Annotated in this window: 12 protein-coding genes and 2 tRNA genes; 1 reads left to right on the forward strand and 13 read right to left on the reverse strand. The window is 62.2% G+C overall.

Features of this window, described 5'->3' with window-relative positions; all coding sequences use genetic code 11:
* Window positions 1-10 precede the first annotated feature (10 nt).
* The 4 genes from ACNAOT_RS16800 to ACNAOT_RS16815 form a co-directional block, all read right to left on the reverse strand.
* Entirely contained in the window at window positions 11-1,765 is a 1,755-nt protein-coding gene (locus ACNAOT_RS16800) for a glycoside hydrolase family 13 protein (protein WP_420178644.1), read from the reverse strand.
* A gap of 77 nt (window positions 1,766-1,842) precedes the next feature.
* Entirely contained in the window at window positions 1,843-2,688 is an 846-nt protein-coding gene (locus ACNAOT_RS16805; RefSeq protein ID WP_420178645.1) for a carbohydrate ABC transporter permease, read from the reverse strand.
* Window positions 2,689-2,702: 14 nt separating this feature from the next.
* Window positions 2,703-3,632 carry a carbohydrate ABC transporter permease gene (locus ACNAOT_RS16810; RefSeq protein ID WP_420178646.1) on the reverse strand — a complete coding sequence of 310 codons (930 nt, stop codon included), beginning with the start codon at window positions 3,630-3,632 and terminating at the stop codon, window positions 2,703-2,705.
* A gap of 24 nt (window positions 3,633-3,656) precedes the next feature.
* Window positions 3,657-4,937, reverse strand: coding sequence for an ABC transporter substrate-binding protein (locus tag ACNAOT_RS16815; RefSeq protein ID WP_420178647.1), 1,281 nt, complete (start codon window positions 4,935-4,937; stop codon window positions 3,657-3,659).
* Between the two features lie 239 nt (window positions 4,938-5,176).
* On the opposite strand from ACNAOT_RS16815, the gene ACNAOT_RS16820 reads away from it, so the two are divergent.
* Window positions 5,177-6,400, forward strand: a complete 1,224-nt coding sequence (locus ACNAOT_RS16820) for an ROK family protein (RefSeq protein WP_420178648.1) — start codon at window positions 5,177-5,179, stop codon at window positions 6,398-6,400.
* A gap of 18 nt (window positions 6,401-6,418) precedes the next feature.
* Here the strand turns inward: ACNAOT_RS16820 and ACNAOT_RS16825 are convergent, their stop codons facing one another.
* The 9 genes from ACNAOT_RS16825 to ACNAOT_RS16865 all read right to left on the reverse strand — a co-directional run bounded on the left by ACNAOT_RS16825 (window position 6,419) and on the right by ACNAOT_RS16865 (window position 15,358).
* A complete protein-coding gene (locus ACNAOT_RS16825; protein WP_420178649.1) occupies window positions 6,419-7,990 on the reverse strand; it encodes a Na+/H+ antiporter in 1,572 nt (523 codons plus the stop codon).
* A gap of 93 nt (window positions 7,991-8,083) precedes the next feature.
* Window positions 8,084-8,740: an NAD(P)-binding oxidoreductase gene (locus ACNAOT_RS16830; RefSeq protein ID WP_420178650.1), complete on the reverse strand. Its 657-nt coding sequence runs from the start codon at window positions 8,738-8,740 to the stop codon at window positions 8,084-8,086.
* Window positions 8,741-8,805: 65 nt separating this feature from the next.
* A tRNA-Met gene (locus ACNAOT_RS16835) sits at window positions 8,806-8,879 on the reverse strand.
* Window positions 8,880-8,940: 61 nt separating this feature from the next.
* Window positions 8,941-9,012: transfer RNA gene (locus tag ACNAOT_RS16840), tRNA-Thr, on the reverse strand.
* 152 nt (window positions 9,013-9,164) lie between these two features.
* Entirely contained in the window at window positions 9,165-9,671 is a 507-nt protein-coding gene (locus ACNAOT_RS16845; RefSeq protein WP_420178651.1) for a LysM peptidoglycan-binding domain-containing protein, read from the reverse strand.
* 213 nt (window positions 9,672-9,884) lie between these two features.
* Window positions 9,885-12,050, reverse strand: coding sequence for a DEAD/DEAH box helicase (locus ACNAOT_RS16850; RefSeq protein WP_420178652.1), 2,166 nt, complete (start codon window positions 12,048-12,050; stop codon window positions 9,885-9,887).
* A gap of 394 nt (window positions 12,051-12,444) precedes the next feature.
* On the reverse strand, window positions 12,445-13,101 hold the full coding sequence (locus tag ACNAOT_RS16855) for an MOSC domain-containing protein (RefSeq protein WP_420178653.1): 657 nt from the start codon (window positions 13,099-13,101) through the stop codon (window positions 12,445-12,447).
* Window positions 13,102-13,133: 32 nt separating this feature from the next.
* Entirely contained in the window at window positions 13,134-13,808 is a 675-nt protein-coding gene (locus ACNAOT_RS16860) for a response regulator (RefSeq protein ID WP_091469103.1), read from the reverse strand.
* Complete coding sequence (locus ACNAOT_RS16865) at window positions 13,805-15,358, reverse strand: sensor histidine kinase (protein WP_420178654.1); 1,554 nt, start codon at window positions 15,356-15,358, stop codon at window positions 13,805-13,807. Before ACNAOT_RS16865 ends, ACNAOT_RS16860 begins: the two co-directional genes overlap by 4 nt.
* Between the last annotated feature and the right edge of the window lie 84 nt (window positions 15,359-15,442).

A 15,442-nucleotide genomic window follows, 5' to 3' on the forward strand; every position in this document is an offset into this window, starting at 1 on the left:
ACCGCGGCCCTTAGGCTTTGCGGACAACCCAGGCAGTGGTGTCGGACGGCAGTTGACCGTCCTCCAACGGACCGCTTGTCACCACGATGTCACCTTCCGGAAGCTCCACAGGCTCGCTGCCGAAGTTGGTCACTGTGTGCCAGCCTCCGGGGCGGCTGAAGTGCAGCACATCCTGGTTGCCGGTTTCCACCCACTCGAGTTCCTCATCGGTTTGGAGTTCGCTGCGCAAGCCCAGTGCCTTGCGGTAGAGCTCAAGGGTGGAACCTTCCACGCCCTCCTGCCTGGAGACTGCGTAGTCCTTGAACCACTCCGGCTGCGGGAGGTGTGCTTTGCCCGCACCGAAACCGAAGGAAGCACCTTCTGCGGTCCACGGCAGCGGCACACGGCAACCGTCACGGCCAATCTCGACGCCGGGGTTCCGGAAGAAGGACGGGTCCTGGCGTTCAGAGTCAGGAATTTCCGAGACTTCACGCAGCCCAAGCTCTTCACCCTGGTAGAGGTAGGCAGAACCAGGGAGCGCAAGCAGCAAGAGCGTCGCGGCGCGTGCACGACGCAAGCCAAGTTCGACGTCGAGCTCTTCCGCCGGCGCGCCGGCCAGCAGCCACCCCTTGCCGTCCTGGCCCTTGGGCTTGCCGCCGGTGATGTCCTGCGCAGCGTTGGTTCCCTGCGCTACGGAACCGCCCTTAGGCAGGCCGTAACGGGTGGCGTGGCGGACGACGTCGTGGTTGGAGAAGACCCATGTGGAGGATGCTCCCGATTCCTTGGCCGCTACAAGGTTGTCGGTGATGATCTTCTTGAACGACCCGGCGTCGAAATCGGACTGCAGGAGGTCGAAGTTGAACGCCTGGCCCAGTCCTTCCGGGCTGGCGTAGCGGGCGCGGCGTGACTCGTGCACCCAAGCCTCGGCAACGGCGGTGCGGGGCGGGTTGTACTCGTTGAAGAGCTTCCGCCACTCGGCGTAGACCTCGTGGACTTCGTCGCGGTCCCAGAAGGGGTGCGAACCATCTGTGAAACCATCGGTGCCGTGGGCTTTGGCTTCCAAATCGGCCTTCATGGGCAGCGGCTCGGAAAGATCCTTGGCCATGCCGTGGGCCACGTCGATGCGGAAGCCGTCCACGCCACGGTCGGACCAGAAGCGCAGTGTCTTGAGGAAGTCCTCCCGGATCTCCGGGTTCTCCCAGTTGAAGTCCGGCTGCTCCTTGGCAAAAATGTGCAGGTACCACTGTCCCGGCGTGCCGTCGGGTTCGGTGATGCGGTCCCAGATAGGTCCGCCGAAGACGGAGTCCCAGTCCGACGGCGGCAACTCGCCGTTTTCGCCCCGGCCGTCGCGGAAGATGTAGCGGTCGCGAGCCGCAGAACCCTTGGGTGATGCCAGCGCTTCCTTGAACCACTCGTGGCGGTCGGAGGAGTGGTTGGGAACGATGTCCACCACGATCTTGATGCCTGCGGCGTGCAGGGCTGCTGCCATTTCGTCGAAGTCCTCAAGGGTCCCCAACTTCGGGTCCACGTTGCGGTAGTCGTCCACGTCATAGCCGCCGTCCGCGAGCGCCGACGGATAGAACGGGCTCAGCCAGACGGCGTCGATCCCCAGCTCCTTCAGGTACGGAACTTTGGCCGTGATGCCCTTGATGTCTCCGAGGCCGTCACCGTTGGCATCGTAGAAGCTGCGCGGGTAGATCTGGTAGACGGCCGCTTGGCGCCACCAGTTCGGATCAGACATGCGGTGGACGTCGGTACGGTGTGCCTGAGTGGCGGAAGTGCTCACGAAACTCCTTTGATTTAGAATCTAAATTTATCTTCCGGACCAGTATGGAATGCCCGGTCCGGGAAGGTCAACAACGGCTAGCCCTTTACGGCACCTTGTGTCACGCCGGCCATGACCCAGCGCTGCGTAAAGAGGTAGGCAATAATGGCCGGTGCCATCGCCATCAGGTAGGACGCGAAGGACACGTGATAGTTGTTGCTGAACTGCGTTTGGAAAAGGTTCTGCCGCACGGGCAGCGTCTGCATTGCCGGATCGGAAATAATCAGCGACGGCATCATGAAGTCGTTCCATGCATAAAGGAACGCGAAGATCCCCACGGTGGCACTCATTGGCGCCAGCAACGGGAAAATCAGTTTCCAGAAGGTCTGCCACGTGGTTGCGCCATCTATCCTGGCGCTCTCTTCCAGTTCCATCGGGATCGACCGGAGGAACGCGGTGAAGAGCAGGACGCTGAAGCTCAGTTGGAACATGGTGGCCAGCAGGATCACGCCGAACGGGTTGTCCAGGCCGAGCCGGCCCGTGAGCTGAATCTGCGGCAGCGCAACCACGGGGAAGGGAATGAACATTGCGCCCAGAAGATAGAAGAACGAATACCTGAAAAGCCGCCGTTCCCAGTTGCGCACGATCGCGTAGGAGGCGAAGGCGGCCAGGATGATCGTGGCAAAGACGGTCCCCGCTGTCACCAGCAGCGACATCGCGGCTCCCACCGGGAAGTTCGTCAGGGTCCAGGCCTGGACGAAGCCCTCGAGGCTAAAGGGTGCGGGGAAGGAGAAGGCATTGCCGTCCACCGCCTGTCCCTGGGTCTTGAAAGCCATGGAGACCGTGACATACAGGGGAAGAAGCACAGTCACTGCACAAAGAACCAGGACGGTGGTTGCCGGCCAGTTGACGCGTTCAACTTTGGAGCTGGTTTTTTTGGTCATCAGTTGGTTGGTCATTACAGTGCATTCCGTCCGCGAGTCAGCGAGAGCTGTACAAGAGAGATGAGGATGGCGACCACGAAGAAGATCGTTGCGTTGGCCATCTGATAGGCGTAATCGCCGCCGTTGAAGCCGGAAATGACAGTCATCGCGATGCTCCTGGTGGAGGTTCCCGGGCCTCCGTTCGTCAGCCCGACGATGATGTCGTAGGCATTGAGGAAGCCCTTGAACCCGAGAATGATGTTGATGACCACGTAACCGGCCACCAGCGGAAGCGTGATCTTCAGAAGCTGCTGGAATTTGCTCGCGCCGTCGATATCGGCGGCCTCATAGACATCTCCAGGGACGGCCACAAGGCCTGCAATATAGATGAGCAGTGCGCCGGGAACGGCCTGCCAGGCCGTAACCATCACGATCGCAATCCATGCCAGGTCCGGGTTGGCGAGCAGACTGCTTTCCAGCCAAGGAATCCCTGTCGCAGCTCCAAGCGACGGCAGGGAGTTCGAAAACAGGAAGTTGAAGACATAGGCGATGATGATGCCGGAAACCACCATGGGGATGACAAAGATGGTCCGGAGCGCCGACTTCATCCGGATGCGCGACGTGAGCCCGACGGCAAGGAGGAAAGCGACCACGTTGACCGCGATCACGGTGACGATGGAGAACCCGAAAGTGAAGAGGTAACTCTGCAGGATCGCCGGGTCGCTGAAGATCGCGATGTAGTTGGTGAGGCCGATGAACTCCCAGTCACCGATTCCAATGGAGTTCGTGAAACTGAAGAAAATGCCCATGATGCCGGGAATCGTGATGGCCAGCGTGAACAGGATGAGGCTGGGGACCAGGAAAAGGTAGAAGATCGGTTCAACGCGCCGCCTGCTGCGTGGGGCCGGGTGACCCTGCTTTTGAAGACCTTGCTTGGACGTGGATGGGGTGGTGATGGTGGACATGTAGCTGACTCCCTATGGTCTGCACTACTGGCGGAACGCCAGGCGCGCCCAATCTGCGTCGAGGGTGCGGAGGGTGGATGCAGGGGGTGCGCCGAACACGATTGCCTGCGTGTAGTTCATGATGGGGATGGTGCGGGGAACGAGCACCGAGGGACCCTGATAGACCTTGCCGTTGTCGTAGTACTCCACCATTCCCTCAATCCGGGGGTCCGGGACGTTTGCGGTCTCCTTGGTGGGCGTGAAACCCAGCTGCGATTTGTTGTAGGCATCAATCACCTCGGGCCGGTACAAATACTCGAGGAAGCCTCGGGCAGCGTCCTTGTGCTTGGACGCCTCCGGAATCCAGGCCGCGAGGTCCACATTGACGCGGACACGCAAGTCCTCGGGGTCCTCAGTCATCGGCAGCGGAAAGGTTCCGAGCTTCAGGTCGGGGGCGGTCTTGGCGATCTCGCTGAAGGCCCACGGGCCTTGCAAATACATAGCAGCCTTGCCCTGCGAGAACGCCAGGTTGCCGTCGCCGTACGCCCGGCTTGCAGCGTCCTTGTTTACGTAGCTCTTTGCCAGCGTCAACATCTTCTGGACGGGCTGGTCAAAATCCTTTTGGAATGACACCGAAGACTCCGGCCCGACGTCCACGCCTTCAGCTTCAAGCTTCTTGAAGAAGTCAAGGGTGTCCACCTGCCCGCCTACCGAGTAGTCAAACCACCCCTGGGCGATAGTCCAGTCATCCTTCCAAGTGGCATAAAACGGCGTTACTCCAGCAGCTTTCAGCGTTTCGCACGCCGCGATCAATTCGCTCCAGGTGGTGGGCACGGCAAGGTTGTTGGCAGCGAAGATTTCCTTGTTGTAGATCACGGAGGACGCCATGACCGAATACGGCAGGGCACTGGTACGTCCGGGATACGAACCGTACTGTTCCATGAGCGGCCGGAGGTCCTCGCGGATGCGGGATGCCGCCTCCGTCCCTGACAAGTCGCTCAACGCTCCGCGCTGGACGAATCGGGACGTCTCCATGTTGTAGTTGGCAAGGGCGATGTCCGGCGGATTGCCGCGAACGAAACTCGCAGACACGACGTCGACGCCGGAAGTGTCGAGTACCACCTCGGTTTCGTCCTGGGACGCGTTGTAGTCGGCAACAAGTTTGGTCATGAAGCCGATGGCTTCCCGTTTGCTGAACGTGAAGCGGATTGTCTCCTTGTCCGAATCCCCTGGGTCTCCGGCGCAGCCGGAGAGTAGGCCGGCGAGCAGTGCCAAGCCCAGGCCCATTGCTGCAAAGCGTTTCCTGCGTGTCGATTTCACAGACACCGTAGCCCTTTCGTCTTGCGGACCTCAGTGGCCGCATCTCCATCGTGCGGCGGACCATGCGCATCGCCACCCGAAGTTTAGATAGGAGCTAAATTTATGCCCTATCGCTAACTATGGTGAGTGATGCCCGCCACAGGGTCAAGAGTTTGCCGAAATGCGTCGTCATCTAAATTTATGTACTAAATTTAGAGAGACCGCTCTATCACTCCGATAGGGCGGCTGAGAAGTGGGAGCTCCGAATGCAGGCCGGGACCGCACCGTCAACGCAACTGGTACGCAGGGTCAATGCCAGCGCCATGCTCAAAGCCATGCGCGGTGCCGGCATCGTCACCGGCACCGAGCTGATGGCCGCCACGGGACTCTCACGGGCCACCGTCATTTCGATCTGCGACGAACTGGTCCGGCTCGGCTGGCTTCAGGAATTGGAGAACCAGCGAGGAGCCGGTGACTACGTCAAGGGCAGGCCTGCGCGGCGCTTCGCATTTGATGACAGTGCGGCCAGCGTGATCGGCATTGACATAGGTGCCAACAAGATCACAGCGATTGTGGCCGACATGGCCGGTACGCCCTTGTCCCAGGTCACGATGCCTTTCCGTGCCTACAACGTTCCGGCCAATGAACGCGCAGACGTGCTGGACAGCATAGCGGCAGAGGCCTTGGAGAAGGCGGGAGTATTTGCCGACTCTGTCCTAGCCGTGTCTGTTGGCGTGGCCGCGCCGGTCAGCCGCGCGGGCGAGGTCCTCAGGGCACAGGAATTCTGGAAATCGTTCGATGTCCGCAAGATCGTATCCGAGCGCCACGGTTGGCACGTACTTTTGGAAAACGACGCCAACCTCGCAGCCCTCGCGGAACGCTGGCAGGGCAGCGCACAGGGAGTCGACAACCTGGTAGTCATGCTCGCCGGCGACCGATTGGGGTCCGGAATCCTCGAATCCGGCCGCTTGCTCCACGGGCAGGTTGGTGGTTTTGGCGAGCTGGGATACCTGGACAACGTGGACGGTGTGGGCGACACCTACGGCATTGCCCACTACGCAACCCTATGGGGCCGGGAAGCCCTCGATTCCGGCGCGCAAACCAACCTGCGGGCACTGTGCGGTGGTGATCCCGAAGCCCTGACGGCAGAGATGGTTTTCAGGGCGGCAAAGGAAGGCGACCACGCAGCGCGCAAGGTCATGGACCGTATGGCGCACCGCATGGCCCGGGTGATTGGCTCCATCAGTACGTTGGTCAATCCCGAGCTGGTGGTTATCGCCGGAGCCGTCGCGGCCTCTGCCCAGACCTTGATCCCAGCCATGGAAAAGCAGGTGCCCGACTTCACCTTCACTCCCCCACGCCTGGCAACATCAGCTTTGGGAGATGGCATTGTGTCCCTCGGCGCGATCCGCCACGCGTTGGACTACGTAGAAGAGAATGCACTGGATCTCTACCCGGCTTCACTGTCAAAGCAGGTTGCCGCGGGCTGACCTGGTCCAACATCGGCCCTAGTCCGGCATTGACATCGTCCGCAGGTCAAGTTGCCGGAGGACCCTGTCAGCCACTTCCGGGTCGGTGCCTGGCTCGTTGCGGGCTGCCACCACTTCCTGGCGGGCGGCATCGAGGGCGATGGTCTGCACTGCGATGGACAGTTCCCGTCCACGCTTGCGCTTCTCAGCAACGGATTCGTTCTGCAGCGTGCCATCCAACAGCTCGGCATGGAGGCGGCGCATCTTTTCCTTGACCAGGGTCACCTTCTCGGCAGGAAGTTCCTTCATGAGGTCATGGTCTTTCAAAGCAGCCACCGCCGCCGACTGGGCCCGCTTGGCAAGGACCTTTGCTGCGTCCTGCTCATGTGATCCGTCCTCCGTCGCATCCAGGACGCGCATGAGCCACGGCAGAGTCAGGCCGGGGAGAACCAAAGTGGCCAGGAGCACCGCGCAGGCAATCACCAGGATCTCGTGACGGGCCGGGAAGTCGCTGCCATCCGGCAAGGTCATGGGGAGGGCCAAAGCGAGGGCCAGTGTGGCCAGGCCGCGCATGCCGCACCAGGTCAGGATCAGCACTTCCTTGGGCGACGTTGGTTGCAACAGGTTTCTGCGTTTACGTGCGGTGAGGGCGAGGAGGCCAAGCCAGAGGAAACGCACCACGAACACCAGGATGCAGATCACCACGGCCATACCGATCATCCCGAAAATGGCGGTGCCTTCATCCCGGATGACATGACGGATCTCCAGCCCCACCAGCCCAAAGGCCAGCCCTGTGGCCAGCAGCTCCACCACGTCCCAGAAGGCGGTGCGCGTGATCCGCTCTGCAGCGTCCTGCGGCCGCGTATGACGCTGCAGTTCCAAGGCGGTAACGACGACGGCCACCACACCTGAGGCGTGGAGCTCTTCCGCGAGGATGTAGGCGGCAAAAGGAACCACCAAGGTCACGGCGCTGCGGGCAACCATGGAGGTGACCAGCTTGGTGATGAACTTGGTCAGCCATCCCATCGCGATGCCAATCAGAACAGCCAGCGCTGCGCCAATGACGAACTGGGGAATAACTTCCGGGCCTACTTCCTTGCCCGACATTGTTGCTGCCACCGCTGCCTGGAAGATCACGATTGCCGCGGCGTCATTGAAGAGTCCTTCGCTCTGAAGGACCGTGATGAGCCGGCGCGGCATGTGCACTCGGCCGGCCACGGACTCCACGGCAACGGGGTCCGGCGGGGCCACCATGGCACCCAAGGCGATGGCAGCCGGGATGCCGATGCCCGGAATCATGAGCCACGCAGCGCCAGCCACCACTGCTGTGGACACGACCACCAGGGCCACAGCCATCAGCAGAAGTGTCCGCCAACGGACACGGAAAACAGCCCAGGAACTCTTCTGCGCTGTTGCGAAAAGCAAGGGCGGAAGGAAGATGGGCAGTATCAGTTCAGGCGAGATCTCAAACTCGGGAAAGCCCGGAATGAAGGTGAGGGCAACGGCCAGAAGCAGCATCAGGACAGGGTAGGGAAGCCGGAGCCTATCCCCCAGGCCCACTGCCACCACCGTTGCAAGCAGCAACCCGACAATGAGCGCCAACTGATCCATTTTCCTGCTTCCCCAGCGGTTGTACGGCACTTCCCCAGGCCAAGCCGAAAAAGTTCCCTACCAACATATCCCGGCGGAACAGGCAGCGCTGAGTCAGTCCTCCGTGAGGGCGTCTACAACATCGTCGGTACCATCCTTGAACGCGATGGTCCGGCGGATGGTCCCCGGGAGTTCCAGGACGGCCGCTGCCACCAAGGCAACATTGGCCCTGGAAGTCTCCGTGCCATTGCCGGGGTTGGCTGGATCCGTTTCGATCAGACCGGTGGCAGGTTCGTCCGTCAAAGTTCCCGGGCCCAGGACAGTCCAGTCGAGGTCAGTGCTGCGCAGGTAGTCGTCTGCCGCCGCTTTGGCCTCGGCATAGGCGAAGAACGGGTGGTCTTCCGGGACGCCATGATCCGTGGAGGCTCCGATGTAGGACACCATCACATATCGCTTGACGCCGGCTTCGGCCGCCGCGTCCATCGAGCGGATGGCTGCGTCACGATCAACGGCGTAGGTCCTGGCAGGATTGCCTCCGCCGGCCCCGGCCGACCAGACCACGGCGTCGTGGCCCTTGAACGCCTGGGCGAGTTCCGCCGTCGTCGAATTTTCCACGTCCAGCACCTCAGCAGTTGCACCGGTCTCCGTGACATCTGCCACATGATCGGGATTTCGGATGATGGACGTGACGTCGTGACCTTCGCCACTCAGAATGCGAGACAGATGCAGGGCCACTTTCCCGTGGCCGCCAATGATTGCGATTCGGCTCATGGACCCATTCTGTCCCACAGAACGAAAAAAGACCCCGCAGGCGAATGCTGCGGGGTCTTGCTCTGTAGCGGTGGGGAGGCTCGATCTCCCGACCTCACGATTATGAGTCGTGCGCTCTAACCAACTGAGCTACACCGCCACGAATGAGAAAAACCTGTGTCAAGCCGGTCAAAACCGCCTTGACACAGGCCCTCATCCAGAGCCCCCCACCGGAATCGATCCGGTGACCTCGTTCTTACCAAGAACGCGCTCTACCACTGAGCTAGGGGGGCAACGAGTAAATACTCTACCGGACGTTTTCGGAAGCTACAAATCGGCGAAAAAACGCGGAAAACCGGCGCCGACACAATTTGCGAAGACGCGGATTTCCTGATCCATTTTTCGCGCCGCTGGCAATCACCGTGGGCGCTTTGGGCGGATCGAATCAGGGCAGCCGGAGCACCTGCCCAGGGTAGATCCTGTCCGGATTGGGCACCGTATCTGCGTTGGTGGCGATGAGGGCTCCAAGGTCCACGCCGTACTGCGCAGCGATTCCGTCCATGGTGTCCCCCTGCTCCACCACGACCTCCGTGACCCGCGGCGCCACCGGACCCGGCTGACCGGTCCCTGCGGCGGCCTCTGAGGCGGCCTCCTGCGCCCGCAGCTGGACTTCCGGGGCCTCGGGTTCCAAGCCCTCCTGCTCGGCCTCCTGCGCTGCTGCGGCGTCCGCAGCCGCCTGCTGCTGGGTTGCCTGCACGGCAGCAGCCTCCGCAGCGGCCTTGTCCGTGGCGGAAACCTCGACGGCGGCAGCATCCTCTGCTGCCTGGCTCGCCGCACTCTGGTCTACTGGCACCGGGTTCGCCGCACCCTGGCCTACCCGAGCTGCGTCGCTTTCACCAGCGTCCTTGCCGCCGAAGCCCAGGTTCTTCTTCACGTTGTCCAGCAATCCCATGGAGCACCCTCCTGATTTCTGCTTGCGTTCAGCCGTGCCTCGATCGTACGGCCGAGCCCGGCCCCATGGAACCCGGTCCTGTTCGAAATCCGAGCCGCACAAGGGCGTGCACAGCGAACAAGAACCGGAGTGAAGCGTTAAACGCGTGAGGGGGCCGGCTCGAAAGCCGACCCCCTCACGGGAACTACTCAGTGATGATCACCAAGAGAGCGTTTACCACTTGCCCTTGCGGTTGAAGTCGCGGTTTGCGCCTTCTCCACCGGTGCGGGGCTTGCGGGCGCCGTCACCGTGACCGCCGAAGCGTGAACCGCTGGCCTGGCCGCGATCGCGGTCGCCGTAGCTGCCTGCGGTGCGCTCGGAACGGTCGCTGTAGGAGCGGCCGCCACGGTCAGCGGAGGTACGCTCGCCGTCGGACTTGCGGAAGTCCTTCTTGAAGCCACCGGCACCCTTGAAGTTTCCGCCACCACGGTTTTCGCGGTCGCCATAGCCACCACGTCCACCGGAGCCGCCACCTTGGTAGCTGCCACGGTCGCCGCTGGGCCTGCGGCCGTTATCCAGCTCGAGGTTGATCAGTTCGCCACCGATGCGGGTGCGGGACAGTGCGCGCAGCTGCTCGGGGCTCAGGTCTGCCGGGAGCTCCACCAGGGAGTGGTCCGAGCGGATGTCGATGCCGCCGATCTGTGCAGAGGAGATGCCGCCTTCGTTGGCAATGGCGCCAACGATCGAACCCGGCATGACGCGCTGGCGGCGTCCCACGGAGATCCGGTAGGTGGCGTTGCCCTCGGTCAGTGCACGGGTCGGGCCACGTGAGCCGAAGCCGTCCTTGGAGCGCTCGCGCTTCTGGTACTCAGGAGCGGCAGGCAGTTCCTTGACCAGCAGCGGCTGTCCACCCTGGGCCATGACGGCCAGGGCTGCAGCGATTTCCGACGCCGGAACGTTGTGCTCTTCTTCGTAGGAGGAGATGAGGTCGCGGAACGCTGCAACATCCTCGGACTCGAGGGTCTCGGTGATGCGCTCGGCGAACTTGCCCAGGCGAAGGGTGTTGACGGTCTCGGCGGTAGGCAGGTGCATCTGCTCCACCGGCTGACGCGTGGCCTTTTCGATGGAACGCAGCAGGTACTTTTCACGCGGCGTCATGAACAGGATGGCATCGCCGGAACGGCCTGCACGGCCCGTACGGCCAATGCGGTGCACGTAGGACTCGGTGTCGTGGGGGATGTCGTAGTTGATCACGTGGCTGATGCGCTCAACGTCAAGGCCACGGGCCGCGACGTCGGTAGCAACCAGGATGTCGATGCGGCCTTCCTTCAGCGCGTCCACAGTGCGTTCGCGCTGCTGCTGCGGGATGTCGCCGTTGATGGCGGCAGCCTGGAAACCGCGGGCCTTGAGCTTGTCAGCCAGGTCCTCGGTAGCCATCTTGGTGCGCACGAAGGCGATAACGCCGTCGAATTCTTCAACCTCGAGGATGCGGGTCAGGGCGTCCAGCTTGTGCGGGCCCATGACCTGAAGGTAGCGCTGCTTGGTGTTGGCGCCGGTGGTGGTCTTGGACTTCACCGAGATCTCGGCCGGGTTGTTCAGGTACTGCTTGGACATGCGGCGGATCTGGCCCGGCATGGTGGCAGAGAACAGCGCAACCTGGCGGGTTTCCGGAGTCTGCTGGAAGATCTGCTCTACGTCATCGGCAAAGCCCATGCGCAGCATTTCGTCAGCTTCGTCCAGTACCAGGTACTGGAGTTCCGAAAGGTCCAGGGAACCCTTGGCGATGTGGTCGATCACGCGGCCGGGGGTACCTACAACAACCTGTGCGCCTCGGCGAAGGCCTGCGAGCTGGGGACCGTAAGCCGAGCCACCGTAAACCGGGAGCACGGTGAAATCATCAATGTGCTTGGCGTAGGAGGTGAAAGCCTCGGCAACCTGGAGAGCCAGTTCACGCGTCGGAGCCAGGACCAGGGCCTGGGTCTTGCGGGACGGGCCGTTGAGGTCATGAAGTTCGGCCAGGCGGGACAGGGCAGGAACAGCGAAAGCTGCGGTCTTGCCGGTACCGGTCTGAGCGAGGCCAACTACGTCGCGGCCTTCGAGGAGCAGCGGGATGGTGGCTGCCTGGATGGGTGACGGCTTCTCGTAGCCGACGTCCTGCAGGGCGGCCAGAACGCGACCGTCGATGCCAAGATCGACGAAGCGGACGCCTTCTTCTTCCTCTTCTTCTGCCTTGGGGGCAGGAGCTTCAGTGAAGGTGGGGGCTGCAGTCTCGGCTGCAGCGGTCTCGACGGGGGCAGCGGCAGCAGCCGGTGCTTCAGCTTCGGCGGGTGCGGAGGTCTCTGCTACATCAGCGGACTCAGCAGTGTTGGCGTCGAAGTTTTCGTTGAGATTTTCGGTCATAGGGGGAAATTCCTCATCCATAGGGCAGTCGGCGCGGCCCGGTTGGGCTGGCCGCATTACTCGTCGCGAGAAACAGGAAAAGGTGCCCTGCTTTCGCAAGAAGTCCGGCGCTATCGCAATCCCATGGCAGGACTTCCCGCTGCATCTCTTGGCTGCTATCCCAGCAGTCTGTACAGCGTTTTCTTTAGCCGGCTCTCCCTATGAAAATGCCCGCACACATTTGCGGGCCCCAACACTTACCAGTCCTGCCTCAAGAATTGGGCAGGATAAAGGGATTTCCGGAGTGGGGGATATTTCAAGTGTAGGGCACAGAGGCCCATCACCGCGAGTTGAGAGTCCTCGAAGGCCGAGTGAGCTTGTTCACACCGGTTTGGAAGGCTCCCCCGCCAAGGTTCTAGAGCCCGTTTCTCCGGAGCACCTTTTCGAAGACCGGGTGGTAATCCTCCTGCAAACGGATCTCCCCATCGGCGTCCGCATCCAACAGGATCTGTACCAGTTCAGGAGTGGGCTCACTGAACCACTGACCCACCGTGATGCCGTGTTTAGGGATGAAGGTGCGGTGAATGTGGTCCCCTGCGGAAATCGTGCCTGTCTTGATCACCCGGAGGTACGTCCCAACCCGGCCGGCCTGGGTGAAGCGCTTCACCCATTGGGCTTCGCCGATCACCCGCTGAAAGGTAGCGCAGGGTACACGCGGGGACGTGACTTCCAGCTCCACATCCAAGCCAATCTTCCAACGTTCGCCGATGACCGCGCCGGTGGTTTCGATTCCAGCCACGCGAAGGTTCTCTCCGAAGACGCCGGCAGGCAACTCCCGCCGCAACTCGCCCGCCCAGTAGTCCGCATCCGCCTGCGAATATGCGTACAGGGCTTGGTCTTCACCGCCGTGGTCCACCCGATTCGCCTGCACGTCCCCGTGAAGCCCAAGTTTGTGAACCTTGACTTGCCCTTCTACCGGACGCTTGTCCATGCCGGTGACTCCCACACTCCCCTCGGGATCGGGCAGCAACTGGTGGACCCGGCAGACGGCAAGGAGGGATGCGGTGTTCATGATCACCAGTGTACGGACGGGCAGCTCCAAGATTAAGGATCGAATCGGTAGCCCATACCGGCTTCCGTGTGCAGATGCCGGGGCTCGGCAGGATCCCGCTCCAGCTTTCGCCTGAGCTGGGCTATATATACGCGCAGGTACTGTGTTTCCTTCGCATACGCCTGTCCCCATACCTGGGTGAGGATCTGCTGCTGGCTCACGAGCTTGCCCTTATTACGGACCAGCAACTCCAGGATGTTCCATTCCGTGGGCGTCAGGCGCACTTCCGAGCCATCCTTGAGAATCTTCTTGCCCGCCAGGTCAACCATGAAGTCCGTGGTGGCCAGCGTTGGTTCCTCATGTTCGGTCACAACCCGGCGCGAAGCGACCCTAAGCCGCGCAAGCAGCTCATCCAAACCGAAAGGCTTGGTCACGTAGTCGTCCGCACCGGCGTCGAGCGCTTCAACCTTGTCCTCCGAGGCATGCCGGGCGGACAGCACAATGATGGGCATACTGCTCCAGCCGCGGATGCGTCTGATGATCTCCACCCCGTCCATGTCCGGCAGGCCAAGGTCGAGCACCACGATCTCCACGGGCTGCTTGGCAGCGGCTTGCAGGGCGTCGGCGCCATTGCCCACCGTCAGTGCCTGGTAGCCATGGGCTTGAAGGGTGATCTGCATGGCCCTGGCGATGCGGGCTTCGTCCTCGACGATCAGCACCAGCGTCATTGCGGGCCCCCGGTCCACAGCGGCAAGGTGACCACCATGGTCAGCCCGCCACCCGGCGTCGGCTCCGCTGCGAGCCTGCCGCCCATGGCCTCGCTGAAACCCTTCGCCACGGCCAGTCCCAGTCCAATCCCGCCGCCGGCGGTGGTTCCGCCTCCGATCGCAGGCGACGGCGAATCACCAAAGCGCTGGAAAGGTTGGAAAATATCCACCACTTCCTTCTGCCCTACTCCGCTGCCGTGATCGATGATTCTCAGTTCGCTGGCGGGCCGGTCCCCCAGCGTGATGCCCGCACCCGCACGGGCGGTGAGGACGACGTCGGAGTCGGGCGCGTACTTCACGGCATTCTCCACGATGTTGGCCACCACCCTCTCAAGCATTCCGGCGTCGGCCTGCACCGGAGGAAGGTTGGGCGGGAGCTCGTTGCGCAGCCGCTCCCGGGGAATCCCCCTCAGCGCCTGCGGCAGCACCTCCGCCCACACAATCCCGCTCAAGAGCGGATTCACCGCGTCCGCCGTGATCCGCGACATGTCCAAGAGGTTGTCCACCAAATGGTCCAGTCGGTCCGCATAATCCTCGATGGTCTCCAGCAACTCGCGCTCAACATCCGGCGGAAAATGCACATCCTCCTGGCGCAAGCTGCTGACAGCGAGCTTGATTCCGGCCAAGGGAGTCCGAAGGTCATGCGACACAGCGCGCAGGATGGACGTCCGCATCTTGTTGCCCTCGGCCAATCGCACGTTATCCCGCCGGCTCTTCACCAGCTGCTGCCTCTCCCGGACAGCCACCACGAAAGCCCCGAACGCAGCCAACATCCGTTGGCGTTGCGCTGATAACGGTCCGCCGCGCAACAGCAGGGTGTAATGGGGATCGACGACGGCGGTGTGGTCGGCGGCGGCATGGGTCAACGGCGGATTTGGGCCGGCACTCGCCAGGACACGCAACTCGGGTTGGGTACCGGCTGACGCCGTACCCGAGGCTCCGGGCGTCTGACCTGATGAACCTTGGCCCCACGAACCCAGGAGCGTTACCGCCTCCATGCCCAGGTTGCTGCGTACTTTTTCAAGAAACGCTTCCAAGCTTCCATCCGAACTAAGGATTTGCAGGGCGAGCCCACTGAGCGCCGTTGCCTCGGCTCCGGAGCGAGCTGCCTCCTGGGCACGGCGGCTTGCGAGGCCCACGGCGAGGGCCACCCCACAGGCCACCGCAAGGAAAACCACCAGCGTGAACAACGTGGTGGGATCGGCGATGGACAGGGAACCAACGGGGTCGGCGGAGAAGTAGTTAAGGAGGAAGCTGCCCAGCACCGCGGCGACCACTGCCGGCCACAAACCACCGATGGCCGCCACCGCAACAGCTACTGCCAGTTGCAACAGCATGATCATGGCGAAGTTGCGGAACCCGAGGACAGTGACCATGAGTTCAATGCCGGGCGGTAACAGGACAGCCAACACCAGGCCAGTGATGACCCGGGCGGAGCCAATGCCGCGGACCGGCGGAAGCCGCAGCAGCACGCCGTCGTCGACGTTGCTGTGTGCTTCTGGTCCCGGCATGGCTACATCCTTACATGGTTCCGTAGATGGGGACTTCTTCCCATTTACGGCTGTCACCCGTGCCTGCACCGCGCACAAGGACTA

Source organism: Paenarthrobacter sp. TA1.8 (assembly GCF_048595705.1).
Lineage (GTDB): Bacteria > Actinomycetota > Actinomycetes > Actinomycetales > Micrococcaceae > Arthrobacter > Arthrobacter nitroguajacolicus.

Excerpts from the sequence above, each read along its gene's own strand:
- ACNAOT_RS16850 (WP_420178652.1), bottom strand. The coding sequence starts at position 12,050 with ATGACCGAAAATCTCAACGAAAACTTCGACGCCAACACTGCTGAGTCC.
- ACNAOT_RS16845 (WP_420178651.1), bottom strand. The coding sequence starts at position 9,671 with ATGGGATTGCTGGACAACGTGAAGAAGAACCTGGGCTTCGGCGGCAAG.
- ACNAOT_RS16830 (WP_420178650.1), bottom strand. The coding sequence starts at position 8,740 with ATGAGCCGAATCGCAATCATTGGCGGCCACGGGAAAGTGGCCCTGCAT.
- ACNAOT_RS16865 (WP_420178654.1), bottom strand. The coding sequence starts at position 15,358 with ATGCCGGGACCAGAAGCACACAGCAACGTCGACGACGGCGTGCTGCTG.
- ACNAOT_RS16825 (WP_420178649.1), bottom strand. The coding sequence starts at position 7,990 with ATGGATCAGTTGGCGCTCATTGTCGGGTTGCTGCTTGCAACGGTGGTG.
- ACNAOT_RS16810 (WP_420178646.1), bottom strand. The coding sequence starts at position 3,632 with ATGTCCACCATCACCACCCCATCCACGTCCAAGCAAGGTCTTCAAAAG.
- ACNAOT_RS16855 (WP_420178653.1), bottom strand. The coding sequence starts at position 13,101 with ATGAACACCGCATCCCTCCTTGCCGTCTGCCGGGTCCACCAGTTGCTG.
- ACNAOT_RS16805 (WP_420178645.1), bottom strand. The coding sequence starts at position 2,688 with ATGACCAAAAAAACCAGCTCCAAAGTTGAACGCGTCAACTGGCCGGCA.
- ACNAOT_RS16860 (WP_091469103.1), bottom strand. The coding sequence starts at position 13,808 with ATGACGCTGGTGCTGATCGTCGAGGACGAAGCCCGCATCGCCAGGGCC.
- ACNAOT_RS16820 (WP_420178648.1), top strand. The coding sequence starts at position 5,177 with ATGCAGGCCGGGACCGCACCGTCAACGCAACTGGTACGCAGGGTCAAT.